This window comes from Halomonas sp. LBP4 (assembly GCF_003202205.1).
In the GTDB taxonomy this organism is placed as follows: domain Bacteria; phylum Pseudomonadota; class Gammaproteobacteria; order Pseudomonadales; family Halomonadaceae; genus Halomonas; species Halomonas flagellata.
Genome location: NZ_PDOG01000001.1, coordinates 1187204 through 1213471, shown reverse-complemented (window position 1 = coordinate 1213471; position 26268 = coordinate 1187204). Strand labels below are relative to the sequence as shown.

Sequence of the window (26268 nt, the reverse complement as noted above, 5' to 3'; positions counted from 1 at the left end):
GTTCAGCCCTCCCCGCGCAGGATTTCGGCGACGTACTGCAACGTCAGCAGGCTGATGCCCACTGCCATGGGCAGCAAGGCCGGCCACAGGACCGGGTTCCATACGGAGCCGGTGGTCCAGCCGCCGTGCCAGGCTTCGGCGACATAGATCCAGGAGGCGTAGGCCAGGGCGAGACAGAAGCCCAGGCCGAACAGGGCCGCGATGAGCCGCATCAGCTTGCCGATCACGCCACCGATCGCATCCGGCAGCAGGGTGATGGCGACGTGGCCGCCGGTCATCAGCACATAGGGGCTACCGAGCAGCATGGCGGCGGTGACCGAGAAGACCGTAAACTCGGTCTGCCAGCTGGTGCTCTCGCCGAGGATATAGCGCACGAACACCATCTGGCAGACCACCACCACGCCGGCGATGAAGAAGGCGGCGGCGAGAAAGGCGGTAGCACGCGAGAGTTGATCCATCAGGCGGATATAGCCGCCGACGAACCTGCCGGGCGTCGTGGCGTCAGTAGTGCGGGAGTGTTCCATGAGGCCCTCCGATATGACGGGATGGCCGCCCTCGCAGGGGCGGCCGGTCGGGTCCGAGTGGATCGCAGCGTTGGCGTCATTCCACCGCGAGGGCGGCGTCGATCAGGGCCTGGCCGTTGGGAACGCGCTCGGCGAAGTTCTTGTAGGAGCTCTGCTTGGCGATCTCCAGCCAGGCGTCGTAGTCCTCCTTGCTCATGCTGACCACCTCGACGCCGTTCTCCTCGAACACCTCGACCATCTGCTGGTCGATGGCGGCGGCCTCGGCGGCGAAGAACGCCTCGGCCTCATCGGCTGCGGCCGTCAGGGCCTGTTGCTGCGCCTCGTCGAGCCCTTGCCAGACCTGCTCGGAGATCAGGATCGGCTCGTACATGAACCACAGGGCGTGCTCGCCGGGTTCGGTCAAGCAGTCCACCTGCTCGTAGAGACGGTAGGAGATGAAGGACATGGAGGAGGTGTTGGCGGCGTCCAGCACCCCGGTCTGCATGGCGGTGTAGATCTCCGAGGAAGGCATGGAGGCGATCGAGGCCCCGGCGGCCTCCAGCATCTCCTCGAAGGCGGGCCCGGCGGCGCGGAAGTTCTGTCCTTCCACGGTCTCCGGCGAGGTGATGCAGTTCTGGCTGGACGCGAAGGCCCCCGAGAGCCAGGCATCGGCCAGCACCCGGGCGCCGCCTTCCTGGATGACCGCCTTGATCATGTCCATGAACTCGGAGTCGTTGAGGCGCTGGGCGTGCTCGTGGTTGCGAACCAGGCCGGGCATCAGGGTGGCCGAGAACTCGGGATGGCGACCGCTGGCGTAGTCCAGCGGCAGGGCGGTGATGTCCAGGCGTCCGCGAACCAGAGCGCCCCACTGCTCGTCGGCCTTGAACAGCGACTGGCCGGGATAGACCTGGATCTCGAGGCCGACATCGGCCTCGGCGACCTTGTCGGCCATCATCTGCACCATCTCGTCGCGCACGTCTCCCTGTCCCCCGGGGAACTGGTGGGAGGCGCGCAGCACGGTCTGGGCGGAAGCGACGGAGCTTGCGGCGAGGGCGGCCAGGGCCAGGCCCGCCACGATGGGAGTGAGTGAGGGTTTCATGGCATCTCCAGAGACGTTGTTGTTGTGGGTTGATATGTCCATCAGCACGGCTGATGTATACTTCTATAGCTCTTTGGATATACTAATGTCAATGTTCGACGGTTAGACAAAGGTGGCGGCTGCGCTGGTGCGGATGCGCGGCGAACGCCGGGAAGAGGGAGGAGAGCGGCATGAAACGATCCAATGCCCAGCGGCTCCGGGATGCCCTGGAGGACGACATCATCAATGGCCGCCGGTCGCCCGGCGAGCGCCTCGACCCCGAGACCCTGTGCCGGGACTTCGAGGTATCGCGCACCCCGGTGCGCGAGGCCATCCAGCAGCTGGTGGCCAGCGGCCTGGTGACGGTGTCACCGAAGAAGGGCACCTTCGTGGCCCGGGTCGGTCTCGACCAGCTGGTCGAGATGTTCGAGGTGATGGCCGAGCTGGAGGGCATGTGCGGGCGCCTGGCGGCGCGGCGCATCACGGAGGAGGAGCTCGCCGCCCTGCGCGAGGCGCTGGCGCGTTGCGAGGCCGCCGCCGGGGCGGGCGATACCGACGAGTACTACTACGAGAACGAGGGCTTCCACGACTGTATCTATGCCGCCAGCCACAACACCTTCCTGGCGGAAGAGGCGCGTCAGCTCAAGCAGCGACTCAAGCCCTACCGGCGTCTGCAACTGCAGGTCCGTCAGCGCATGGGGGGCTCCCTCCACGAACACCGCGAGATCGTCGCCGCGATCGAGAAGGGGGAGGCGTCCACCGCCGAGCAGGCCCTGCGCGAGCACGTGCTGATCCAGGGGGAACGCTTCAGTGACTTCGTGGCCAGCGTCCGGCAGCTCGGCAACCCTCTCTCCGGCACCGGCTGAGCTCTGGCTGTCGCCACCCGCGGCCCGGGTCACAGGAAGACATACACCGTGACCACGAAGAAGGCCCCGTGCAGCAGCGGCCAGAACAGCAGCTTGGGGATGAGGTTGTCGCGGTAGTGGAAGAAGCGGTTGTCGTTGAGCGCCGTGAGCATGAAGGCGTTGATGGAGATGGCGACGATGGTGAAGTAGGTGATGAAGTAGAAGTACTCCAGGTACATGATCTCTTCGACGGCGTAGCGGCGGCGGACGTCGATATGCGCGAGCAGGATGATGAAGAAGATGGCCGCCGCCGTCGCCAGTACCGTGGCGGTGGTGAAGCCGTACAGGGAGGCACGGTCCTTCTCCCGGGTGTCGATCATCAGCATCGCGAACAGCATGATGGCGGCGACGAACAGCGGGATCTGGTTGGAGATGAAGGCGTCGGTGATGTTGCGCAGCAGGGTGAGGTGGTAGGTCAGCTCGGGAAACTCGCCCACCCTGGCGCTCCCGCGTATTCCGAGGTCGCTGCGGTAGTCGTGGAAGCGAAAGGCGAAGAAGCTGCGCTGCAGCTGCCAGCCCGGCAGGCGAAAGCCGGGCTCCATCCCCGGCAGTGCCGTGGGGTGGATCAGCCGGTAGGCCTCCAGTTCCGGCACCAGCACGACATGGTGCGCCACATCCGGATGCCAGAGGCGCAGCCGCAGGGTCTTGATGTCGATCGGGAAGCGGGAGTAGTCGAAGGGTTGATGCAGGGTGGTCTTGAAGTACCAGCCGACCACCTCGCTGTCGCCTTCGCGGAAGCGGAACAGCTCCTCGCGGATGTCCTCATGGGGGATGGCGTCGGGGAAGAAGATCCCGCGCTGCAGGTCATCGTGGTCCGGCACCGTATAGCGCTGCCAGACGTAGCCGGTGACGACGAAATCGTGCGCCGTCTGGAAGCGGATCGCCTGGATGAACACCCCGGTCGGCAGCTCGATCGGGTCGTCGAAGCGCTGCAGGCGGGCCTCCTCGGCGTAGCCGGCGAGGTAGCTCTGGATGCCGGCACGGTCGACCAGCATGACCGCCTCCGGCGGATCGCGGCCGGCCTCGGCAAACTCCAGGGTCCAGAGGTGGGCCACGCCGACCAGGAACAGCAGGGCCACGGTGAGACTCCCGCTCCACAGCACCGCGCTGGAGTCCAGCCGGTAGGCGACGAGCAGGACGACCAGGCCGGTCGCGCCGGTGATCAGGGCGATGGTGATCAGGATCTGCCGGCGCTTGTGGTCGCTGAGGTCGAGCGGCACCTCGGCGGTGAAGGCCACCACCGCCAGGGACCAGTCCGGTGCCGTGATGGGGCCATAGAAGATCCGGGAGTCCTGGCCGGTGAGCTCGTTGGAGTGGGCGAGCGCGCCGCTGCGCAGGTCGGTGGCCCGCTGGGCCAGGCGCCGCAGCACCGGGTCGCCCAGTCGCTCGGCGATGTCGTACAGGGTCAGGCCCTGGCGCACGTAGTCCCGCCGCGGGTGCGACACGAAGGTGCCCTGGTCGGTGATGACGAAGGCATAGCCGGTCTCGCCCAGGTCCAGGGCGCCGACCAGAGCCCAGACATCCTCGATCGAGTAGTCGATGCAGACGGTGCCGGCGGTCTCGCCAGCCTCGTCCCCGGGGAGTCGGAAGGGGGTGCAATAGAGGGCGAGCATCGCCTGGCTGGCCTGGCCGAAGAAGGGCTCGAGCCAGCCCGGGCGCGCGGTCCCCTGGTGATACCAGTCGTGCTCGGGCCGGGTGTAGTCGTAGACGTCGCCCACCCACACCATCCGATGGACACCGTTGCGCTTGACGATATAGGGCGCATACAGCCGCCGGTCCGGGGCGTAGGCATAGGGGCGAAATATCACCCCGACCCCGAACACGTAGGGATGGTGCTCCACCAGGGCCTCGAGCCGGGCCTCTACCCGGGTGAGCGGCAACTCGCCGCTTTCCAGGTCGGCGGCGATCTCGTCGGCGAGGCCGGAGAGGTGGCGCAGGTCGGCGTCCAGCGACTCGGCGGCCGCCGCGGCTTCCTGCTGGATGCGCTCCAGCCAGTTCCCGGTCGTCTGCAACCGCGCGCCGCGATCCACCCAGGCCAGGCCGGCGGCAACGGCGAAGGCGATCACCGCCACGACCAGGGCCGTGGTGAAGACGCGGCGTGCCGGACCGGCTGGGGGCAACATCCTGCACCTTGGGGACGAACAGGGGTCTCTTGTGTATGGCACCGAGTGGCGGGGATTGCAAAGTCGACGGCACCGGAATGTTGACGGGCACCTCTTGTCTCATCAGTGTGTCCTTTCCTGTCTTCCCGACACTCAGCCGCCATCCGGAGCCGCCATGTTTCCCGAGTTCACCCTTCGCTATGCCCGCCTGCCGGAGCGCTTCTACGAGCGCTTCGACCCCGTGCCGGTGGAGGCGCCGCGGCTGGTCGCCTTCAACCGGTCGCTGGCAGAGGAGTTGGGCTTCGACCTCGACGCCTTCGATGAGCGCCAGGCCACCGCGTGGTTCGCCGGCAACGCCGTGCCGCCGGGGGCCGAGCCGCTGGCCCAGGCCTATGCCGGCCACCAGTTCGGCACCTTCGTGCCGCGGCTGGGCGATGGCCGGGCGGTGCTGCTCGGCGAGCTGACCGACCGCCATGGCCGGCTGCGCGACATCCAGCTCAAGGGGGCCGGCTGTACGCCCTTCTCCCGTGGCGCCGACGGTCGTGCGCCGCTGGGGCCGGTGCTGCGCGAGTACCTGGTCAGCGAGGCGATGCATGCGCTGGGCATTCCCACCACCCGGGCGCTCGCCGCGGTGACCACCGGCGAGCGGGTCTTCCGTGGCCTTCCCGAGCCCGGTGCGGTGCTGACCCGCGTCGCCGCCAGCCACCTGCGCGTGGGCACCTTCCAGTACTTCGCCGTCCGCGGCGACGTCGAGGCGGTGCGCGAGCTGGCCGACCAGGCGATCGAGCGCCACTATCCCGAGCTGGCGGATGTGGACGAGGCCGGGCGCTATCTGGCGCTGGTCGAGGCGGTGCAGGCGCGCCAGGCGGCGCTGGTGGCGAAGTGGATGGGCGTCGGCTTCATCCACGGGGTGATGAACACCGACAACGCGGCGATCTCCGGCGAGACCATCGACTACGGCCCCTGTGCCTTCATGGAGGCCTATGATCCGCGCACCGTGTTCAGCTCCGTCGACGAGGGGGGCCGTTACGCCTACGCCAACCAGCCGTGGATCGCCCAGTGGAACCTGGCTCGACTGGCCGAGACCCTGCTGCCGCTGATCGATGCCGACCAGGAGCGTGCGGTGGAACGGGCCACTGCGCTGATCCAGGCCTACCCGGAGCAGTACGAGGCCGAGTGGCTCGCGGTGATGCGCGCCAAGCTGGGCCTGGCCACGGAGGAGGCCGGGGATCGCGAGCTGGCCGAGGACCTGCTCGAGGCGATGCAGGCCGGTCGTGCCGACTTCACCCTGACCTTCCGTCGGCTCTGCGATGCTGCCGAATCGGCCGAGGCGGACGCGGCGCTGGTCGAGCGCTTCGCGCCTTCCGAGGCCATCAAGGCGTGGCTGCCGCGCTGGCGCGAGCGGCTGGCGCGGGAGCCGGGCGACCCCGAGGCCATCGCCGTGCGGATGCGAGGCGTCAATCCCGCCTATATTCCCCGCAACCACAAGGTCGAGGAGGCCCTGGCCGCGGCGGCCGAGCACGACGACTTCGGTCCCTTCGAGGCACTGCGCGAGGTGCTGGCCAGCCCCTTCGCGGAGCAGCCCGGCCGCGAGGCCTACACGCGGCCGGCCGAGCCGAACGAGCGGGTCCTGCGCACCTTCTGCGGGACCTGAGGAGCAACACGCCACGCTCGTCCACCCAGGTAGCTGGATGAGTATCTGGTAGGCGCGGACAGGGGCGCCTGCTTGTGGGCTACTGTAGCGGGGCTTGGGTGGTTTGCTTCAGGGTCTCGGAAGGCAGCTCACCGAAGCGCGCCCGGTACTCCTGGGAGAAGCGCCCCAACTGCTGGAAGCCGCAGTCCATGGCGATGCTGGAGACGCTCTCGTGGGGAGCGGCCTGCTCCAACTGCTGGCGCACGTGGTCGAAGCGCAACTGGCGGAAGTAAGCGATGGGGGAGATCCCGTACTGGTTGTGGAAGTCGCGGTAGAGGCGCTCCCGGGAGACGCCAGCGACGCGTTCCAGGTCGGCCAGGCCCAGCGGGTGGTCCAGGGAGTCCCGGAACAGGGTCTCGAGACGGGCGAGGTAGGCCGGCCGACCCTGCTGGCGGTCCAGCAATTCGCTCGAGTAGTTGTGGGGCTGGGTGTAGAGCAGACTGGTGATCAGCGAATTCTCGAAGTTGCTCCACACCTCGGGCAGATCGCACAGCGAGCCGTCTGCGTCCAACATATCCTGGAGATTCGCGACCATCCGCCACCACTCCTGCACCGTGCCGCTCAGCGGCATGCGTGGATCGAAGATGACCGGGCGGGACAGTTCACGGCTGAGCAGCTGAGAGAGCTTGCGTTCGATGGCCTGGCGCGACAGCCGTACCAGGCGCTTCCGGCAGCTCTCGTCCATGCTCAGCTGCAGCGGCTGGCTGGGCGAGATGATGGCGGCCACACCGGTGTCGGAGCCGAAGGCGTTGCCCCGGAGCTCGAAGTTCTGGGTACCGTGCAAGGGCAGGCTGATGCTGTAGCTATGGGTCAGGTCGGCGATATCGATATGGACGGGAGTCGAGTATTCGATGATGCCAATGGAGACGTTGCCCAGGCTGGTGCCCTGGTGACGAAAGCTGAGCTCTCGGGGGCGCGGCACCTCGAGGCGATGAGGGCCGTTGATGCCACTCATCCAGCGGCAGGCCGAGTCGGGGTTCTGGAACTCGGCAGCGATCTGCTGCCGCGTCGGGGCAGGGGATACGATCATGGTTCCTCCTTGCCTCGCCGTCGGGTGTGGTTGTCATCGGGCCATCGGCGATGGCCGTGGAGAGACGGTCGAGGCCTGCGTTCGCATATCGTTCTTGGGTACGCACTGCGAACTGGTGGGCTCATTCTGCCACCCTGATCAAGCAATGACCAGTTCCATGGAAGATACCGCCAATCGGCGTTGAGACAAAGCCGCTTCCTGTCGCCGCCCTTGTCAGCTCCTCGGGGCGGGCGGCGATTCACCGTGAATCATCTGGGCAAAGACCAGGGTCCGGGAGGCGTGAGGCCGCCGGCATGGGCATCCTGCCTGGCGGAAAAAGTGAATAGCCTTCCTCCAATAACCGCATAGTGGCCCCAGGGGGGGATGCCTAAGGTAGGTCGTACCACGACAAGCAACAAGACGGTAACGACCGATGACAGCACAACGCTCTATCCCCGAGTGGCAGCAATTCGTCGAGAACTGTCTCGATTTCCGTCCCGATGAAGGCGTCTACCAGATGGCCCGGGAGATGTTCACCGACGAGGCACTGTTCGATCTGGAGATGGAACTGATCTTCGAGAAGCAGTGGATCTTCGCTTGCCACGAGAGCCAGATTCCCGCCCCCAACGACTTCATCACCATGCAGGCCGGTCGCCAGCCGATGATCATCGCCCGCGACGCCAAGGGCCAGCTGCGGGCCCTGGCCAACACCTGTCAGCATCGTGGCGCGACCCTGGTGCGCACCGAGTGCGGCAACCAGTCCACCTACACCTGCCCCTTCCACGCCTGGTGCTACAAGTCCGACGGCCGCCTGGTCAAGGTCAAGGCGCCCGGCGAGTACCCGGCGGACTTCGACAAGTCGAGCCGCGGCCTCAAGCAGGCACGCATCGAGAGCTATCGGGGCTTCGTCTTCATCAGCCTCGACGCCGAGGGCACCGAGAGCCTCGAGGACTTCCTCGGTGATACCCGGCTGTTCTTCGACATGATGGTCGAGCAGGCCGAGGACGGTGAGCTGGAGGTGCTACCGGGCAAGTCCACCTACACCTTCAACGGCAACTGGAAGCTGCAGAACGAGAACGGCCTGGACGGCTATCACGTCAGCACCGTGCACTACAACTACGTCTCCACCGTGCAGCACCGCCGCGAGCTCGAGGCGCAGAAGAGCGGCGGCGGGGACACCCTCGACTACAGCAAGCTGGGCGCCGGCGACAAGGATACCGACGACGGCTGGTTCTCCTTCGCCAACGGCCACAGCCTGTTGTTCAGCGACATGCCCAACCCCCAGGTGCGTCCCGGCTACGCCACCGTGATGCCGCGCATCCTCGAGAAGCATCCCCAGGAGCGCGCCGAGTGGACCATGCACCGCCTGCGCAACCTGAACATCTACCCGAGCCTGTTCTTCATGGACCAGATCAGCTCCCAGCTGCGCATCGTGCGTCCGGTGGCCTGGAACAAGACGGAGGTCATCAGCCTCTGCCTGGGCGTGAAGGGCGAGTCCGACGCCGACCGCGAGAACCGCATCCGCCAGTTCGAGGACTTCTTCAACGTCTCCGGCATGGGCACCCCCGACGACCTGGTGGAGTTCCGCGAGCAGCAGCGCGGCTTCCAGGCGCGCGCCTCCCGCTGGAGCGACATCTCCCGGGGTCACCAGGACTGGCAGTACGGCGAGACCCACAACAGCCAGGTGCTCGGCATCCAGCCAGTGATCACCGGCACCGAGTTCACCCACGAAGGCCTCTACGTCAACCAGCACGGGACCTGGCAGCGGCTGCTGCTCGAGGGCCTCGAAAAGAAAGCACTCAAGCTCCAGGAGGTTTGAGCCATGAATCTTCAGCAATCCATCGAGCAGTTCATGTACCGCCTGGCCGAGCTCTGCGATGACCGTGACTGGGACGGCTACCTGGACCAGTTCGCCCCGGAGTGTGAGTTCCACATCCCGCAGTGGAAGAACGAGGACGAGGTGACCTCGGATCCCAAGCGCGAGATGTCGCTGATGTACTACGCCGACCGCACCGGCCTCGAGGACCGCGTCTTCCGCCTGCGCACCGGCAAGTCCGCGGCCTCGACCCCGCTGCCGCGGACCCTGCACCTGATTGACAACGTGCGCTGCGAGGAACAGGGCGACGGCATCGTCCAGGTCAGGGTCAACTGGGTGACCCACTTCCATCGCTTCGGCGAGAGCAGCCACTTCTTCGGCACCGCCGACTACACCCTGCGTGGCGAGGGCGACGGCTGGAAGGTCCTGCGCAAGCACACCGTGCTGCTCAACGACAAGATCGATTCCGTGCTGGATTTCTACCACGTCTGAGTTTCGCTGGAGGGCGAGTCATGCATAACACAGCCGCCATCGTCTTTCGGGACGGCATCACGCGCTTCGTCAAGGTCGACAAGGACGAGCTGTTGATGGACGCCGCCCAGCGCCACGGGGTCAACCTGCCGGTGGACTGCCGGGAGGGGGTCTGCGGGACCTGCCGCTGCCTGCGCGAGGCCGGCGAGGTCGACGTCGAATACATCGACGAGGAAGCGCTGACCGAGGAGGAGATCGCCGAGGGCCACGTGCTGGCCTGCCAGACTCGCCTGCTCTCCAACCACGGCTCCTTCTACTTCGACGTGGACTCCAGCGTGTGCAGCGTGGCCACCGAGGTGCACGACGCCACCGTGAGCGACGTGAAGCAGGTCTCAGACGCCGCCGCCATCCTCGAGATCACCCTCGACGACCCCGCCCAGGCGCTGCAGTACCTGCCCGGGCAGTACGCGCGCCTCGAGGTGCCGGGCACCGACGAATGGCGGGCCTACTCCTTCGCCACCTCCGCGGTGAAGGAGGGCAAGCTGCGCTTCCTGATCCGCCTGCTGCCCAGCGGGGTGATGAGCGACTACCTGCGCGAGCGTGCCGTCGTCGGCGATGCGATCTCCCTGGAGGCCCCGCTGGGCGCCTTCTACCTGCGCGGGGTGCAGAACCCCCTGCTGATGGTGGCGGGCGGCACCGGGCTCTCGGCCTTCCTCGGCATGCTCGAGCAACTCGAGGAGGCGGGCGACTGCGCCCAGCCGATCCGCCTGTGTTACGGCGTGACCCAGGAGACCGACCTCAGCGAGCTCGACCGTCTGGATCGCTTCACCGACACGCTGCCGGACTTCGCCTACGAGACCGTCGTGATGAACCCCACGGCGGCCTGGCAGGGCAAGAAGGGCGTGGTCTGCGACCTCTTCGATCTCGACTTCCTGGCCCGGCCCTTCGACGCCTACCTGTGCGGGCCGCCGCCGATGATCGAGGCCTCGAAGAACTGGCTCGAGGCGCGCGACGTCGGCGAGCACCGGCTGTTCTTCGAGAAATTCGTCTCGAGCTGATCGATCCCCGGCCGGTGGCGACACGCCGCCGGCCGGAGCCCACCCGACCATCACCCCGTTAGCGGTGGCCCTTGGCGAGCCGCCTGGAGACTCCCATGTCCGACATCCTGATTCACGAGGTCGAGACCCTGCTGGTCGACCTGCCGACCATCCGGCCGCACAAGCTGTCGATGACCACCATGGCCTGCCAGACGCTGGTCATCATCCGCCTGCGCTTGTCCGACGGCACCGAGGGCCTGGGCGAGGCCACCACCATCGGTGGCCTGAGCTACGGCCCGGAGAGCCCCGAGGGCATCAAGCAGACCATCGACACCTACCTGGCGCCGCTGCTGGTCGGCCAGCCGGCCCACAACCTCAACGCCCTGCGGGCGCGCCTGAACCGCCATGCACGCGGCAACAGCTTCGCCAAGTCGGGGCTCGAGACCGCGCTGCTCGACGCCGAGGGCAAGCGCCGCGGCCTGTCGGTGGCGGAACTGCTGGGCGGGGCCCAGTGCGATCACCTGCCGGTGCTCTGGACGCTCGCCAGCGGCGACACCCGGAAGGACATCGACGAGGCCTTCCAGCGCCTCGAGGAGCGCCGTCACTGCGACTTCAAGCTGAAGATCGGCGCCAACCCGGTGGACCAGGACGTGCGTCACGTCGGCGCCATCAAGGCGGCACTGGGGGACCGGGCGAGCGTGCGGGTCGACGTCAACCAGGCCTGGGACGAGGCCACCGCGGCCCGCGGCATCGACGCCCTGGAGGCCGCCGGCATCGACCTCATCGAGCAGCCGATCCCGGCCCGGGAGTTCGCCGGCCTGGCGCGGCTGGCAAGCCGCTTCGTGGTGCCGATGCTGGCCGACGAGGCGGTCCACGACGCCCGCGACGGCTTCACCCTCGCCGCCTGCGGCTTCGGCGATGCCTTCGCCCTGAAGATCGCCAAGGCCGGCGGGCCGCGCAGCGTACTGGAGCTGGCCCACGTGGCCCGGGCCGCCGGCGTCAGCCTCTATGGCGGCACCATGCTCGAGGGCACCATCGGCACCGCCGCCTCCCTGCATGCCTGGGCGACCCTCGGCGAGCTGACCTGGGGCACCGAGATGTTCGGTCCCCTGCTGCTCAAGGACGACATCGTCGCCGAGCCGCTGCACTACCACGAGTTCGGGGTCGACCTGCCGGCCGGTCCCGGGCTCGGCATCACCCTCGACGAGGACAAGCTCAACCACTATCGGCGCCGCGACTGAGCCGCGCCCTGCATCCCAAGGAGACGCCCATGCTCTTCCAGGTGGAAATGACCGTGAAGCTGCCGCCGGACATGCCGGCCGAGCAGGCCGCCGAGATCAAGGCGACCGAGAAGGCCTACGCCCAGGACCTGCAGCGCACCGGCAAGTGGCGGCACCTGTGGCGGGTCGCCGGCAGCTACGCCAACGTCAGCATCTTCGACGTCGAGGACAACGCCGAACTGCAGGAGCTGATCGGCAACCTGCCGCTGTTCCCCTACATGGAGATCCGCGTCACGCCGCTGTGCCGTCACCCGTCCTCGATCCGCGAGGACGATTCCTGAATCACGGAGGACGCCGGCCATCGTCGCCGGCCGTCGAACAGACGACAACAACCGAGGAAACGACCATGACCGTGAAGATCTTCGATACTCCCGAGGTGCTGGACTTCCTGAAGACCGTCAGTGGCTTCGACCAGGACGGCGGCAGCGAGCGCGCCAAGCGGATCCTGCATCGCCTGCTGTCCGATCTCTACCGCCTGATCGACGATTTCGACGTCAGCCTCGAGGAGTTCTGGGGCGCCGTCAGCCAGCTCAATGCCCTGGGCAAGGACACCCAGTTCGGCCTGCTGGCCCCGGGGCTCGGCTTCGACCACTACCTGGACATGCGCATGGACGCCGCCGATGAGCAGGCCGGCCTGACCGGCGGTACCCCGCGCACCATCGAGGGCCCGCTCTACGTGGCCGGCGCCCCCGAGGCCGAGGGCTTCGCGCGGATGGACGATGGCAGCGACACCGAGGCCGAGGTGATGTGGCTGACCGGCCAGGTCCGTGACGTGAACGGCGACCCCGTCCCCGGCGCCAAGGTCGAGATCTGGCACGCCGACACCAAGGGCAACTACTCCTTCTTCGATCCGACCCAGAGCGAGTATCACCTGCGCCGCACTATCCATGCCGACGCCGAGGGCCGCTACAGCGCCCGCAGCATCATCCCGTCCGGCTACGGCTGTCCGCCGGACAGCCCGACCCAGCAGGTGCTCGACCTGCTCGGCCGCCATGGCCAGCGTCCGGCGCACATCCACTTCTTCATCTCGGCGCCGGGTCACAAGCACCTGACCACCCAGATCAACCTGGCCGGCGACCCCTACACCTACGACGACTTCGCCTTCGCCACCCGCGAGGAACTGGTGATCGACGCCAACCGCCTCGAGGACGCCGCCGAGGCCGAGAAGCGTGGCCTGGAAGGGCCCTTCACCGAGGTGGTGTTCGACGTCGAGCTGGCCAGGACCGACGCCGCCGAGCTGCAGAGCCGTCACAAGCGCCCGCGGGCCCTGGAAGACGCCTGATGGGTGGCCCGGCCCCCCGTGGCCGGGGCATTCGTTCTCGATGACATAACAAGAGAGACCTCCCCATGACTCCCATCAAGACCCTGATCACCGCCACCGTGGCGGCGTCGCTCACCGTCACCGCCTTCACCGCCCAGGCCCGGGACTTCCGGCTCGGCCTGATCACCCCCCAGCCGCATATCTGGACCCAGGAGGCCGAGGGTTTCGCCGAGACCCTGGCCGAGCGCTCCGGCGGCGAGCATAGCGTCAGCATCTTCCCCGCCCAGCAGCTGGGCAACGAGGCGCAGATGGTCCAGCAGCTCCAGGCCGGTTCCCTGGACATGGCCTTCCTGACCCTCGCCGAGATCTCCAACCGTATTCCCGACTTCGGCGCCCTCTATGCGCCCTTCCTGGTGGAAGATATCGATCAAGCCGCCGCCCTGCTGCGCTCCGAGGCGGCCACCGACCTGCTGGAGGCGATGCCGGCCCAGGCTGGCCTGGTGGGTGTGGGCTACGGCATGGCCGGCATGCGCCAGATCCTCAGCCGCGCGCCCATCGACAGCGCCGATGACCTGAGCGGCCTCAAGGTGCGTATCACCCCTTTCGATCCGATCCGCGACTTCTATGTGGCCACCGGCGCCGCTCCCACGCCGCTGCCGCTGCCCGCGGTCTATGACGCCCTGGCCAATGGTCAGGTGGACGCCATCGACATGGATTACGACTCCATCCGACTGCTCAAATTCTACGAGCAGGCCGACAACCTGGTGATCGCCAATCACATGATGTTCCCGATGGTGGCGGTGGTGTCCGGGCGCGTCTGGGCGCAGCTCGATGGCGAGGATCGCGAACTGATCCGCAGCGCCATGGCCGAGCATGCCGACAACGTCATGACCCACTTCCAGGAGCACCATGAGGCCTGGGGCGAGGAGCTGCGCCAGCAGGACATTACCGTCACCGAGGTCGGGCCCGACTTCTTCGCCGATGCCATCGCGGACTGGGAGGCGATCTGGGCCCCCAAGGCGCCGTCGCTGACGCGCCTGCGCGAGACGGCCGCCGAGCTGGCCGACTAAGAGCTTCTTTCACGACCTTGCAGATGGGATGGGCTTTCCCGGCGCCCTTCACCGCTTGGTGCCTGGTAAAGGAGCTCCAAGGCGCCACGGCTCCTCGTCACTGCTCATCATCCCGGCCTGTGGCCGGGTCCCCGGAGGATGTCATGCTCAAACGACTCTCGTCCGGCATCGCCCGGTGTGAGGGGGTAATCGCCGCAGGGCTGGCGGCGATGATCAGCCTGCTGATCCTGCTCAATATCGCCACCCGCGCCCTGGGCCATGCCCTCTACTGGACCGACGAACTGGCCATCCATGCCATGATCTGGATGACCTTCTTCACCACCTCGGTGGTGCTCAAGCGTCGCGAGGGCGTCGCCGTGACCCTGCTGGTCGATGCCCTGCCGAACGGCATGCGGCAAGGGCTGCATCTGTTCGTCGACGCCATGGTGCTGTTCTTCGCGCTCTTCCTGGCCGTGCTGTGCTGGCGCTGGTACGACCCGGCGACCCTGTGGGCTACCGGTTTCGATATCCAGGCCTTCCAGGGGGAGACCTTCAATTTCATGTATTCCGAAACCTCGCGCACGCTGGGCATTCCCAAGTTCTGGGCCTGGCTGTGCCTGCCGATCTTCGCCGTCTCGCTGAGCCTGCATGCCGTCGTCAACCTGATCGACGGCCTGAAGGGCCTGGCGGGTGCGGAAAGGAGGCTCGCATGACTCTCGTCGTCTTCGCCGTGCTGCTGCTGGGCGCGGTGCCCATCGCCCTGGTGCTGGCGCTCACCGCCGCCTGGTACATTGCCGATTCGGGCAACACCCTGCTGTTTGCCTCCTATCCCCAGCAGCTTTATGGGGCCATCGAGAACTACGGCCTGCTGGCCATCCCCCTGTTCATGCTCGCCGGCGAGCTGATGAACGAGGGCGGCCTGACCCGGCGGCTGATCGACCTGGCGCGTATCCTGGTCGGCGGCTTCCGCGGCGGGCTGGTCTATATCAACCTGGTGGCCAATATGATGATGGCGGCCATCGTCGGCTCGGCGGCCTCGCAGATCGCCATCATGTCCCGGGCCATGGTCCCGGCCATGGAGAAGGACGGCTACGACAAGTCCTTCGCCGCGGCCATCACCGCCGCCGGCGGCCTGCTGTCGCCGATCATCCCACCGTCGATGCTCTTCGTGCTCTACGGGGTGATGGCCCAGGTGCCCATCGCCGACATGTTTATCGCCGGCATCATCCCGGGGCTGCTGATGGGCGGACTGTTCTTCCTGGCCATCGCCGCGGTGGGCCTGGTGCAGCAGTATCCCCGGGGCCAGTGGCCGACCCGCGCGCAGGCCAAGCGCTTCCTGCTGATGGGGCTGCCGGCCATGAGCATCCCGCTGATCATCATCGGCGGCATCCTCGCCGGCCTGGCCACGCCCACCGAGTCGGCGGCCCTGGCGTCCCTGGCGGCGCTGCTGGTCGGCCGCTATGTCTACCGCGACCTGACCTTCGCCCGACTGCCGGAGATCCTCAGGCGCACCGCCTTCAATGCCGGCCTGGTGATCATGCTGATCGGTGCCGCCGGGGTGTTCGGCTGGGTGGTGGTCTACGAGCAGCTGCCACAGATGGCCGCGGCCTGGATCGCCGAGGTGACCGAGAGCCCCTTCGCCTTCCTGATGCTGGTGGTGGGGATCCTGCTGCTGGTGGGGATGATCGTCGACGGCATCGCCGCCCTGATCCTGGTGGTGCCGATCCTGCTGCCCATTGCCCAGAACCAGTTCGATATCACCGCCTTCCAGTTCGGCGTGGTGGTTTGCCTGACCCTGGTGCTGGGGCTGCTGACGCCGCCGGTGGGGGCGGGGCTTTTCATCAGCTCGTCCATGACCGGGGTGCCGCCGATGCGCATCTTCCGGGCGCTGCTGCCCTTCCTGCTGATGAGCCTGCTGGCCCTGGTGCTGCTGGCCTGGCAGCCCTGGCTGACCCTGGCGCTGCTGTGACGCGGACGGCTCGTGATGTCCGGGTGGCGAACTAGCGCCCCGCGCTGTGCGGCAGCTCTGCGCGACCGAGAGTGCGTTGAGCCGAGGATCATGGCATGACGACCGGGCTTCGCGCACCATGGAGGTGACTCGGAACCGGGGAGGTCAAGCGATGGCCAAGCAGGACGAGAAGAGGAGGGCTGGGACGACGGTGGACCTGGACGGCGAGAATGTCCATTGGGATCAGGCCATGAGCTACGGCCAGTACCTGAACCTGGAGGCTATATTGCCCAGAACCTGTGCCGCTTCGCCGGCCTGGAGCACCGGGTGCTGCCGGAGGGCGCCGAGCTAGCCGACCACCTCGATGATGGGGTGGCGGCGGTGGGCGGCCTGACCGCGCCCCCTACACACTGCCGACCACCTCGATGATGGGGTGGCGGCGGTGGGCGGCCTGACCGCGCCCCCTACACACTGCCGGCCGCACCGAACGAGCGGGTCCTGCGCACCTTCTGCGGGACGTGAAACCGGTAACTGGCGCTAGGCCAGGTTTGTATATCCCTTTGAGATATGCCAATGGGTGCGCTACTCTTGGAATATACGAGTGGTATATCCCGGCAGCGTAAAGAGGACTTCGGCGTGGAACAGGCATCCGTTTTCAAGAGCAATCGCAGTCAGGCGATCCGTCTCCCCAAGGCAGTGGCACTACCCGATGACGTGAAGAGAGTCGACGTGATTGCGATAGGCCGTACCCGGATCATCACGCCGGCGGGTGAGGCATGGGATAGCTGGTTTGATGGAAGCGCCGTCACGGGCGACTTCATGGACGAGCGTGAACAGCCGTTGGATCAGCACCGCGAGGGCTTCTGAGTGCTCAAGTACATGCTCGATACCAATATCTGTATCTTCACGATCAAGAACAGACCGGCTCAAGTCAGGCAAGCCTTCAAGCAGCATCACTCCCAACTCTGCATCAGCACCATCACGCTGATGGAGCTGATCTATGGTGCCGAAAAGTCGGCGGCGCCTGAAAGGAATCTGGAAGTGGTGGAAGGCTTCGCCGCCAGACTGGAGGTGTTGAGCTATGACAACGAGGCAGCGGCTCACAGCGGCCAGTTGAGAGCAGAGCTGGCGAAAAGCGGAAACCCCATAGGCCCCTACGACCAGATGATCGCGGGCCATGCCAGGTCACGGGGCCTGGTACTGGTCACCAACAACCTGCGCGAGTTCACCAGGGTGCCAGGCCTGAGGGTCGAAGACTGGACCCTCCCGTTGTCGGAATAGGGCATGAAGGGGCGCTGGGATGGCCTCTCATTCCCCCGGTATCAGTAGCTCCCTGGCCTCGCCCATCAGGAAGGCACGGTTGGCCTGCGGGGCCTCCCACAGTAAATCCCACGGGAGGCGCTGGAACTCATGGCCAGGCTGTTCCGGGATCTGGGCGAGCAGGGACACGTCATACTCGAAGTGCGAAACTGGGAGATGACACGCTGATGCGCCGGGTGTGCAGTCGTGAGGAGACCCAGCTGGTGCTGAAGTCGAAGCTCTACGGCTGACCCGATAACCATCATGCTGTGCAGAAAGTGCAACCGCCATTTGTTGCCGATTGCTGCCAGGTTCGACAATCCGGGAGATCAAGCGATGCGCAAGAAGCAAACGTCCCCGACGACGGTGGACCTGGACGGCGAGGGCGTCCACTGGGATCAGGAGATGAGCTATGGCCAGTACCTGAAACTGGAGCCGCTGCTGGCCTGTCAGCAGCCCCAGTCCGATGAGCATGACGAGATGCTGTTCATCGTCATCCACCAGGTCTCCGAGCTATGGCTCAAGCAGTGCCTCCACGAGGCCCATGCCGCCGCCGCGCATATCGCCGAGGACCGGCTCCGGCCCGCCTTCAAGATGCTCTCGCGGGTGGCCCGCATCCAGGAGCAGATGATCAAGGCCTGGGAGGTGCTGGTCACCATGACCCCGGCGGACTATGTCAGCTTCCGCGACAGCCTGGGGCAGAGCTCCGGCTTCCAGTCCTACCAGTATCGTGAGCTGGAGTTCCTGCTCGGCAACAAGAATGCCGCCATGGTCGAGGTGCACCGCGGTCATCCACGGCACTACGAGCGGCTGACCGCGGTACTTCAGGCCCCGAGCATCTACGACATCAGCCTGCAGCTGCTGGCCCGGCACGGCTTCGCGATTCCCGCCACTACCCTGCAACGCGACTGGTCGCTGCCTTATCGGGCCAGCAGCGAGGTAGAGCGGGCCTGGGCCCATATCTATCGCCATACCGACGAGCACTGGGAGCTCTATGAGCTGGCGGAAAAGCTGGTCGACCTGGAGTACAACTTCCACAAGTGGCGCTTCATCCACATGAAGACCGTGGAGCGGATCATCGGCCACAAGCGCGGCACCGGCGGCACCGCGGGGGTCTCCTACCTGGCCAGGGCGCTGGAGCTGCAGTTCTTCCCCGAACTCTGGTCGGTCAGAACGGCGATGTAGCCCGATCCCTCGACCCGGGCCTTCAGGGGACCACCTTCAGCGGGCCATTGACCTTGAGGGTATCCATGGCCACCTGGGTGGCGATATCGCGGATGCCCGCCATGGGGCTGATGGTGGTGGAGAGGAAGCGGGAGAGCTCGGCGAGATCCGCCACCACCACCCGCAGGATGAAGTCGTGGCTGCCGGTGACGGTATGGCAGTCGATCACCTCGTCCCGGGCCAGCAGCTCGGCGACCGCCTCCCGGGGCGCGGCCATGCGCCCCTTGTCCACCGAGAGAAAGATGAAGGCGGTGACCTTGAGCCCCAGGGCCTCGGGGTTCAGGCGCAGGGCATGGCCCTCGATGATGCCCTCCTTCTCGAGCCGGGCGATGCGCCGGGAGCACTGGCTGGGGGAGAGGCTGACGGCCTCCGCCAGGGCGCCCAGGGTCAGGCGTGCGTCCCGCTGCAGGGCCTGCAGGATCCTGCTGTCGAAGCGGTCGATGTTGAACATTTGCACGAATCCTGGTGATTTCGCAATTATCTTGCACCATTGGCCGGAATCCTGCCAGACAACGCAACCCCATCCCGCGCCGGGCCTCCTAGAATCATGGTCATGCAGTCGCTGCCCATCTTCTCCGGAGGTACTCCATGCCCGTGACCCTCGACACCGTGCGTGAACTCGATCGCCGTGATCCCCTGGCGCCGTTCAAGGCCCGCTTCGCCCTGCCCGAGGGCCTGTTCTACCTGGACGGCAACTCCCTCGGGGCCCAGCCCCTGGCCGCCCGGGAGGCGCTGGCCACCACCCGCGACCAGTGGCGGGACGAGTTGATCAAGGGCTGGAACCAGGGCTGGTTCGATGCCCCCGAGCGCCTGGGCAACCTGCTGGCGCCACTGATCGGGGCGGGGCCGGGGGAGGTGATCGTCACCGACAACATCACCCTCAATCTCTTCAAGCTGTTGGGCTATATCACCGAGTCCCGGGGCCGGGGGCGCCCGGTGATCCTCAGCGAGGGCGGCAACTTCCCCACCGATGGCTATATCGCCCAGGGCTTCTGCCGGTTCGGTGACTACGAGCATCGCTTCCTGCCCGAGGGGGCCGACCTGGCCGAGCACCTGGACGGCGTGGCCGTGGTAGTGCTCAGCGAGGTCCACTACCGCACCGGCCGTCGCCGCGACATGACCGCCACCACCCGCCTGGTGCACAAGCATGGCGCCGAGGTCATCTGGGACCTGGCCCACTCCGCCGGCGCCCTGCCGGTGGACCTGCATGACAGTGGTGCCCGCTATGCGGTGGGCTGCACCTACAAGTACCTCAACGGCGGCCCCGGGGCCCCGGCCTTCCTGTACGTCCATCGTGACCACCAGGGGGGCGGCTGGCAGCCGCTCTCCGGCTGGCACGGCCATGCCGCGCCCTTCGCCTTCGATGCCGACTATGCTCCGGCGCCGGACATCACCCGCTTCCGCACCGGCACCCACTCGGCGCTGATCTATGCCCCCCTGGAGGCCTCCCTCGAACTGTGGCAGGAGGTGGACATGGCGGCGCTGCGCGACAAGAGCCTGGCGCTGAGCGAGCTGTTCCGCGACTGCCTGGCCGATGTGGTCGAGGCTCACGGCATCGATGACATCACCCCGGCGGTGGAGGAGCGCGGCAGCCAGGTGGCGCTGATCGAGCGCGAGCACGGCTATGCCATCGTCCAGGCGCTGATCGCCCGCGGCGTGATCGGCGACTATCGGGAGCCGGGCCTGATGCGCTTCGGCTTCACGCCGCTCTACCTGAGCTACGAGGACGTCTGGCAGGCGGCCCGCCACTTCCGCGAGGTGGTAGAAAACCGCGAGTACCTGGAGGCTCGCTTCCAGGTGCGTTCGGAGGTCACCTGATGGGGCCCTTCGGGGATCGGGCCGAACGCGAGCACGCCTTTTCGCCGAGCCGCTGGGCCCGGGACTTCGAGGCCAGCCTGGCCCGCCAGGCCGAGCTGGGGCGGCGATTGAGAGAACGCCTTCCACCGCGACGCCTTGGCTATGGGCCGGGCGAGCGGGAGGGCGTGAACCTCTTCCTGCCCGAGAGCCCCGGCCCCTGGCCGCTGATGGCCTTCCTGCACGGCGGCTACTGGCAGCAGCTGGATGCCGCGGCCACCGATTTCCTGGCCGCTCCCTGGCTCGAGCGGGGCTGGGCCTTCGCCTCCCTGGACTACCCCTTGGCGCCGGGGGCTTCCATCGAGGCCATGGTGGCGGCCTGTCGGCGCGGGGTCATGACGCTGCGGGGAGCGGCCGCGAGCCTGTGCCTGGAGGGCCGGATCCGCCTGGGCGGCCATAGCGCCGGGGCCCAGCTGGCGCTGATGGCCTGCCTCGGCGAGGAGCGCCTGGCCGGCGTCGAGGCGCTCTGGCTGATCAGTGGCATCTACGACCTGCGCCCCCTGGTGGGCACCTATATCGATGCGCCCCTGGGGCTGGATAACGAGCGGGCCGAGCGGCTCAGTCCCCTGTGCCAGTCCTTGAGGGGCCTGCCACCGCTGACCCTGGTGCATGGCGAGTTCGACCCGCCGGCCTTTCGGGAACAGGGCGAGGCGCTGCACGCCCGGGCCCGGGCGGCCGGGGTCTCGGCCGACCTCCGGTCGCTTCCCGATTGCGACCACTTCGACATTCTCGAACGACTCGGCGAGCCGACCGACTGAGTCCTCCATCCACAGCACGACCTGGTGAGTACACTCCAATGACAATATCGCAAGCCAAGAGCGCCTCAGGCGAGGCAATCCCTGCGGGCAAGGCGCCCGGACGCGCCCAGTTCTCCAGCCGTTTCGGCTTCCTGATGGCCGCCGCCGGCGCGGCGGTGGGCCTGGGCAATGTGTGGAGCTTTCCCTCCATGGCCGCCAACAACGGCGGCGGGGCCTTCCTGCTGGTCTATGTGGTGATGGCCTTTATCCTCGCCTATCCGGCGCTCATGGCGGAGCTGACCCTGGGGCGTTATGCCCAGAGCGGCATCATCAATGCCATGGGGCAGGTGGGCGGGCGTGGCCTGCCGCGGTGCCTCGGCCAGGGCGTGGGGGGCGTGGCGCTCGCGGCCGCCTGCCTGGGACAGGCCTTCTACGCCATCGTCACCGGCTGGCTGGTGGGCTATGCCCTGTTGGCCCTGGCCCGGCTGCTGGGCCTCGATGGGGCCGCAGCCTGGCTCGCCGAGGGGAGCTTCTGGCGCGACTGGAGCCTGACCCTGGTGGCCATGGTGATCACCGCGGCGGTGGTGCTGGCCGGGGTGAACCAGGGCATCGAGCGCTGGACCAAGCGGCTGATGCCGCTGCTGCTGGTGATGATGCTGGTGCTGATCGCGGTGATGCTGAGCTTCCCCGGCGCCGGCGAGGGGGTGAAGACCTACCTGGTACCCGACCTGTCGCGGATCGATGGGCAGCTGGTGCTGGACGCCATGGGCCAGGCCTTCTTCTCGCTCTCCATCGGCGTCGGCGCCATGGTGGTCTACGGCTCCTACCTGAGCCGCGAGGCCAACCTGCCCAGGGCCGGCGCCCAGGTGATGCTGATCGATATGGGCGTGGCCTTCGTCGCCGGCCTGCTGATCATTCCGGCCATGTTCGTGGCCCATGGCCTGGGGGTGGAGGTGTTCAACGAGGCCGGCGAGCTGCAGAGCTCGGCGACCCTGCTGTTCATGGTGATGCCCGCCCTGTTCGAGGCCATGGGGTCGCTGGGGCTGGGCCTGGAGCTGATCTTCTTCGTGCTGCTGGCTATCGCCGCCCTGACCTCCATGTTCCCGGTGCTGGAGGTGCCCGTCTCCACCCTGGAGGAGACCGGCATGATCCGCCGGCGCCCGGCCACCTGGCTGATGGCGGGGGTGACCTTCGCCATCGCCAGCCTGATCCTGGCCTACTTCGAGCCGCTGTTCGACTGGGCCATCACCCTGACCATCAGCTACAGCATGCCGCTGGTGGGGGCCCTGGTCTGCCTCTATGTGGGCTGGCTGCTGTCCCGCAACGCCAAGCTCCGGGAGCTGCGCCAGGGGGCGCCGGAGATCGAGCACACCCTGTTCTGGAAGATCTGGCCCTGGTATATCCGCGTGGTCTGCCCGCTGCTGGTCCTGGTGGTGATGCTGCGCGCCTGAGCCGACAAGAAAGCCGCGCCCGAAGGGGCGCGGCTTTATTTCCAGGGGGAGGGCGCCGTGGCATCCGACTGACCTTAGGCCAGATCGAAGCGGTCGGCGTTCATCACCTTGGTCCAGGCCGCCACGAAGTCCTTGACGAACTTCTCCTTGGCGTCGTCCTGGGCATAGACCTCGGCCAGGGCGCGCAGCTGGGAGTTGGCCCCGAAGATCAGGTCCACCCGGGTACCGGTCCACTTCACCTCGCCGGTCTTGCTGTCGCGGCCCTCGAACAGGTCCTCATCGGCCGCGGTCGGCGTCCACTCGGTGTTCATGTCGACCAGATTGACGAAGAAGTCATTGGTGAGGGTGCCGGGCTTGTCGGTGAACACGCCGTGCTGCGACTGGCCGTGGTTGGCGTCCAGCGCACGCATGCCGCCGACGAGCACCGTCATCTCGGGCGCGCTCAGCTTGAGAAGCTGTGCCCGATCCAGCAGCAGTTCCTCGGCCGAGACGGTGTAGCGCTGCTTGAGGTAGTTGCGGAAGCCATCGGCGAGCGGCTCGAGGTACTCGAAGGATTCCGCATCGGTCTGCTCTTCCGTGGCGTCGGTGCGGCCCGGATGGAAGGGCACCTCGATGTCGTGTCCGGCCTGCTTCGCGGCCTGTTCGATGGCGGCATTGCCACCGAGCACGATCAGGTCTGCGAGTGACACCCGCTTGTTGCCGGACTGGGCATCGTTGAAGGCCTTGTGGATCTTCTCCAGGGTGTCGAGCACCTTCTTCAGCTGGCCCGGCTCGTTCGCTTCCCAGTCCTTCTGCGGGGCCAGGCGGATGCGCGCGCCATTGGCGCCGCCGCGCTTGTCCGAGTCGCGGAAGATGGAGGCGGAGCCCCAGGCGGTCTTGACCAGCTCCGAGGTGGACAGGCCGGAGTCCAGGATCTGCTGCTTGAGCGCGGCGATGTCCTTGTCGTCGATCAGCTCATGATCGACGGGCGGAACCGGGTCCTGCCAGATCAGGTCTTCCTTCGGCACCTCGGGGCCGAGGTAACGGGCCTTGGGTCCCATGTCGCGATGCAGCAGCTTGAACCAGGCGCGGGCAAAGGCGTCCGCGAACTCCTCCGGGTTCTTGTGGAAGTGCTCGGTGATCTTGCGGTAGTCCGGGTCCAGCTTCAGGGAGAGGTCCGTGGTAAGCATCATCGGCTCGACCTTCTTCGACGGGTCGTGCGCCATGGGCACCTTGTCTTCTTCCCTGACGTCCCTGGGCCGCCACTGGTTCTTGCCGCCCGGGCCCTTGGTGAGCTCCCAGTCATAGCGGAACAGGAGGTCCAGATAGCCCATGTCCCACCGCGTGGGGTTGGGGGTCCAGGCGCCTTCCAGGCCACTGGTGCTGGCGTCGTCGCCCATGCCGGTGCCGTGGGTGCCCTTCCACCCCAGGCCCATCCGTTCGAGCGGCGCGGCCTCGGGCTCCGGGCCGAGGGTGCTGTCGGGAGCGGCGCCGTGGGTCTTGCCGAAGGTGTGGCCGCCGGCGATCAGCGCCACCGTCTCGTAGTCGCTCATCGCCATGCGCGAAAAGGTCGCGCGTATGTCCTTGACGGCCTTGATCGGGTCGGGCTCGCCATCCGGGCCTTCCGGGTTCACGTAGATGAGGCCCATCTGGACGTTGGCGAAGGGCTGGTCGAGCTCGCGATCTCCGTGATAGCGCTCACTCGCCAGCCACTCCTTCTCGGCGCCCCAGTAGATGTCCTCTTCGGGTTCCCAGATGTCCTCGCGGCCGCCGCCGAAGCCGAAGGTCTTGAAGCCCATGGACTCCATGGCGACGTTGCCGGCCAGGATGATCAGGTCGGCCCAGGACAGCTTGTTGCCGTACTTCTGCTTGATCGGCCACAGCAGGCGACGGGCCTTGTCCAGGTTGGCGTTGTCCGGCCAGCTGTTGATCGGGGCGAAGCGCTGGTTGCCGGTGCCGCCACCGCCACGGCCGTCGGCGGCCCGGTAGGTGCCGGCGGCGTGCCAGGTCATGCGGATGAAGAGCCCGCCGTAGTGGCCGTAGTCCGCCGGCCACCACTCCTGGGAGTCGGTCATCAGGTCGGTCAGGTCCTTCTTGACCGCCGCCAGGTCGAGTTTCTTGAACGCTTCGGCGTAGTCGAAATCGGCCCCCATGGGGTCAGCCTTGGGACTGTGCTGGTGAAGAATGCTAAGGTTCAGCTGATTGGGCCACCAGTCCTTGTTCATGGGGCCATGGCCACCCATTCTGGTATTGGACCCGTGCATCACCGGGCACTTGCCTGCAGTGTTGCTGTGTTGCTCGCCCATATCACTCTCCAATCGTTGCTGCGTTGCTGGATCTGCTCCATAGGAATAGACGAAAGATGCCCTCCTGAACAATGCGGGTCTTCAACCCTGGCCGACGGCAGGTGGGCAGAAACAGCGGGGCTCCTTTTCTATCTACTACCTACAACGTAGCGTGCCCTGCCTCATGGGCTCCAAGTGCCTTTTCTGACCATGTCGATAGTTATTTCTCATCGTGCATGCCTGCTGCGTCGCGCCCGGGGCTGAGCCTCAGGCCTCGATAGCCGGCACCATCAGCTCCCTGGCCTCGCCCATCAGGAAGGCGCGGTTGGCCTCCAGCGCCTCGCGCAGGAAATCCCACAGCAGCCGCACCCGGGCCAGGCGGCGCTGCTCCTGGCGGGCGGTGATCCAGAACTGGCGCATCACCTCGACCTCGTCGTCCAGCACCTTGACCAGCGACTCGCTGGTCTCCGCCATGAAGCAGGGCAGCACGGCCAGCCCTGCCCCATGCAGGGTGGCGGCGTGCTGGGTGGTCACGCTGGTGCTGCGCATGGCGAAGTGGGGTCCCGGGTGGCCGACCACCGCGGGGTCGAGCAGCGGTTCCAGGTAGCTGAGTTGCTCGCTGAAGATCAGGTCGTCGACATAGCCGATCAAGCGGTGCCGAGCCAGTTCGGGCAGATGCTGCGGGGTGCCGTGGCGGGCCAGGTAGTCGCGGCTGCCGTAGAGCCGCAGGCGGTAGTCGCAGAGCCGCGAGATCACCAGCCCCGGGCTCACCGGGCGCTCCACGGTGATCGCCAGGTCCGCCTCGTGGCGGCTGAGGTTGACCACCCGGGGGAGGGCGAGCAGGTCGAGGGTCACCCCGGGGTGGCGTGCGCAGAACGCCGAGAGCAGCGGGGCGATCACCCAGGTACCGAAGCCCTCGGTCACCCCCAGGCGGATCTGCCCGCCGATCTGGTGGTTCTTGTCGGTGAGGCTCTCGCCGGCCTCGATGGCGTGGCGGGCCATCTCCTCGGCGTGGGCGAGCAGCTGCTGACCGGCCTCGGTCAGGTAGTAGCCGTGGGTGCTGCGCTCGAAGAGTTGGGTATTGAGCTTCTGCTCGAAGCGGCGGGTGCGCCGCGACAGCGTGGAGTGGTCCAGCCCCAGGCGCCGGGCGGCGTCGGTGAGGCGCTGGCTGCGCGCCACCTCCAGGAAGATCTGGATATCCTGCCAGTCCAGCATCGGTGCCTCCCTGATCGGCCTGCTTGTGCATGGATGCACAAGAAATGTGCCAGAGTGCTCGTTGTCATGCCA

At 66.9% G+C, this 26268-nt stretch carries 25 protein-coding genes; 17 read left to right on the top strand and 8 right to left on the bottom strand.

The window, feature by feature from the left end:
- Positions 1-2 precede the first annotated feature (2 nt).
- Both CR157_RS05590 and dctP read right to left on the bottom strand, forming a co-directional pair.
- A complete protein-coding gene (locus CR157_RS05590) occupies positions 3-524 on the bottom strand; it encodes a TRAP transporter small permease subunit (protein ID WP_219999880.1) in 522 nt (173 codons plus the stop codon).
- A 76-nt stretch (positions 525-600) separates the two neighbouring features.
- Positions 601-1602, bottom strand: coding sequence for a TRAP transporter substrate-binding protein DctP (gene dctP / locus CR157_RS05585; RefSeq protein ID WP_110282502.1), 1002 nt, complete (start codon positions 1600-1602; stop codon positions 601-603).
- Positions 1603-1772: 170 nt separating this feature from the next.
- Between dctP and CR157_RS05580 the strand changes: the two genes are divergently transcribed.
- Positions 1773-2447 (top strand): GntR family transcriptional regulator, encoded by a 675-nt coding sequence (locus CR157_RS05580; RefSeq protein ID WP_110282501.1) that lies wholly within the window; start codon positions 1773-1775, stop codon positions 2445-2447.
- A gap of 29 nt (positions 2448-2476) precedes the next feature.
- Here the strand turns inward: CR157_RS05580 and CR157_RS05575 are convergent, their stop codons facing one another.
- Positions 2477-4609 (bottom strand): cache domain-containing protein, encoded by a 2133-nt coding sequence (locus tag CR157_RS05575; protein WP_110282500.1) that lies wholly within the window; start codon positions 4607-4609, stop codon positions 2477-2479.
- A 154-nt stretch (positions 4610-4763) separates the two neighbouring features.
- Here CR157_RS05575 and CR157_RS05570 point away from each other — a divergent pair, with 154 nt between their 5' ends.
- Positions 4764-6242 carry a protein adenylyltransferase SelO gene (locus CR157_RS05570; protein WP_110282499.1) on the top strand — a complete coding sequence of 493 codons (1479 nt, stop codon included), beginning with the start codon at positions 4764-4766 and terminating at the stop codon, positions 6240-6242.
- Between the two features lie 79 nt (positions 6243-6321).
- Here CR157_RS05570 and CR157_RS05565 read toward each other — a convergent pair whose 3' ends face one another.
- The gene (locus CR157_RS05565; RefSeq protein WP_110282498.1) at positions 6322-7311 is read right to left on the bottom strand and encodes an AraC family transcriptional regulator; all 990 of its coding nucleotides are present in this window, start codon (positions 7309-7311) and stop codon (positions 6322-6324) included.
- Between the two features lie 412 nt (positions 7312-7723).
- Between CR157_RS05565 and antA the strand changes: the two genes are divergently transcribed.
- The 11 genes from antA (at position 7724) to vapC (ending at position 17433) form a co-directional block, all read left to right on the top strand.
- On the top strand, positions 7724-9109 hold the full coding sequence (gene antA / locus CR157_RS05560; RefSeq protein WP_110282497.1) for an anthranilate 1,2-dioxygenase large subunit: 1386 nt from the start codon (positions 7724-7726) through the stop codon (positions 9107-9109).
- Between the two features lie 3 nt (positions 9110-9112).
- Entirely contained in the window at positions 9113-9598 is a 486-nt protein-coding gene (gene antB / locus CR157_RS05555; RefSeq protein WP_110282496.1) for an anthranilate 1,2-dioxygenase small subunit, read from the top strand.
- 20 nt (positions 9599-9618) lie between these two features.
- Entirely contained in the window at positions 9619-10635 is a 1017-nt protein-coding gene (gene antC / locus CR157_RS05550) for an anthranilate 1,2-dioxygenase electron transfer component AntC (RefSeq protein ID WP_110282495.1), read from the top strand.
- Positions 10636-10730: 95 nt separating this feature from the next.
- Positions 10731-11855, top strand: a complete 1125-nt coding sequence (locus CR157_RS05545) for a muconate/chloromuconate family cycloisomerase (protein ID WP_110282494.1) — start codon at positions 10731-10733, stop codon at positions 11853-11855.
- Between the two features lie 29 nt (positions 11856-11884).
- Positions 11885-12175 carry a muconolactone Delta-isomerase gene (gene catC, locus CR157_RS05540; RefSeq protein WP_110282493.1) on the top strand — a complete coding sequence of 97 codons (291 nt, stop codon included), beginning with the start codon at positions 11885-11887 and terminating at the stop codon, positions 12173-12175.
- Positions 12176-12240: 65 nt separating this feature from the next.
- Positions 12241-13176 (top strand): catechol 1,2-dioxygenase, encoded by a 936-nt coding sequence (catA, locus tag CR157_RS05535; RefSeq protein WP_110282492.1) that lies wholly within the window; start codon positions 12241-12243, stop codon positions 13174-13176.
- Between the two features lie 65 nt (positions 13177-13241).
- The gene (locus CR157_RS05530; protein ID WP_110282491.1) at positions 13242-14225 is read left to right on the top strand and encodes a TRAP transporter substrate-binding protein; all 984 of its coding nucleotides are present in this window, start codon (positions 13242-13244) and stop codon (positions 14223-14225) included.
- Between the two features lie 143 nt (positions 14226-14368).
- On the top strand, positions 14369-14917 hold the full coding sequence (locus CR157_RS05525) for a TRAP transporter small permease (protein WP_110282490.1): 549 nt from the start codon (positions 14369-14371) through the stop codon (positions 14915-14917).
- Positions 14914-16173 carry a TRAP transporter large permease gene (locus CR157_RS05520; protein WP_110282489.1) on the top strand — a complete coding sequence of 420 codons (1260 nt, stop codon included), beginning with the start codon at positions 14914-14916 and terminating at the stop codon, positions 16171-16173. The genes CR157_RS05525 and CR157_RS05520 overlap by 4 nt, the downstream gene beginning before the upstream one ends.
- 615 nt (positions 16174-16788) lie before the next feature.
- Positions 16789-17019, top strand: a complete 231-nt coding sequence (gene vapB, locus CR157_RS05510) for a type II toxin-antitoxin system VapB family antitoxin (RefSeq protein ID WP_110282846.1) — start codon at positions 16789-16791, stop codon at positions 17017-17019.
- Positions 17020-17433: a type II toxin-antitoxin system tRNA(fMet)-specific endonuclease VapC gene (gene vapC, locus CR157_RS05505; protein ID WP_110282488.1), complete on the top strand. Its 414-nt coding sequence runs from the start codon at positions 17020-17022 to the stop codon at positions 17431-17433.
- 27 nt (positions 17434-17460) lie between these two features.
- On the opposite strand, the gene CR157_RS22515 is transcribed toward vapC, so the two are convergent.
- Positions 17461-17601, bottom strand: a complete 141-nt coding sequence (locus CR157_RS22515) for a hypothetical protein (RefSeq protein WP_181421969.1) — start codon at positions 17599-17601, stop codon at positions 17461-17463.
- 186 nt (positions 17602-17787) lie between these two features.
- On the opposite strand from CR157_RS22515, the gene kynA reads away from it, so the two are divergent.
- Entirely contained in the window at positions 17788-18636 is an 849-nt protein-coding gene (gene kynA / locus CR157_RS05500) for a tryptophan 2,3-dioxygenase (RefSeq protein WP_110282487.1), read from the top strand.
- 22 nt (positions 18637-18658) lie between these two features.
- Here kynA and CR157_RS05495 read toward each other — a convergent pair whose 3' ends face one another.
- Positions 18659-19126 carry an Lrp/AsnC family transcriptional regulator gene (locus CR157_RS05495; RefSeq protein WP_110282486.1) on the bottom strand — a complete coding sequence of 156 codons (468 nt, stop codon included), beginning with the start codon at positions 19124-19126 and terminating at the stop codon, positions 18659-18661.
- A 137-nt stretch (positions 19127-19263) separates the two neighbouring features.
- Here CR157_RS05495 and kynU point away from each other — a divergent pair, with 137 nt between their 5' ends.
- The 3 genes from kynU to CR157_RS05480 are packed head-to-tail and all read left to right on the top strand — an operon-like array spanning position 19264 to position 22717.
- Positions 19264-20493 carry a kynureninase gene (gene kynU, locus CR157_RS05490; RefSeq protein WP_110282485.1) on the top strand — a complete coding sequence of 410 codons (1230 nt, stop codon included), beginning with the start codon at positions 19264-19266 and terminating at the stop codon, positions 20491-20493.
- A complete protein-coding gene (locus tag CR157_RS05485) occupies positions 20493-21287 on the top strand; it encodes an alpha/beta hydrolase (protein WP_110282484.1) in 795 nt (264 codons plus the stop codon). The genes kynU and CR157_RS05485 overlap by 1 nt, the downstream gene beginning before the upstream one ends.
- A gap of 38 nt (positions 21288-21325) precedes the next feature.
- The gene (locus CR157_RS05480; RefSeq protein ID WP_110282483.1) at positions 21326-22717 is read left to right on the top strand and encodes a sodium-dependent transporter; all 1392 of its coding nucleotides are present in this window, start codon (positions 21326-21328) and stop codon (positions 22715-22717) included.
- 74 nt (positions 22718-22791) lie between these two features.
- Here the strand turns inward: CR157_RS05480 and katG are convergent, their stop codons facing one another.
- Positions 22792-25002 (bottom strand): catalase/peroxidase HPI, encoded by a 2211-nt coding sequence (gene katG, locus CR157_RS05475; protein ID WP_110282482.1) that lies wholly within the window; start codon positions 25000-25002, stop codon positions 22792-22794.
- 246 nt (positions 25003-25248) lie between these two features.
- Complete coding sequence (locus CR157_RS05470; RefSeq protein ID WP_110282481.1) at positions 25249-26196, bottom strand: LysR family transcriptional regulator; 948 nt, start codon at positions 26194-26196, stop codon at positions 25249-25251.
- Positions 26197-26268 lie beyond the last annotated feature (72 nt).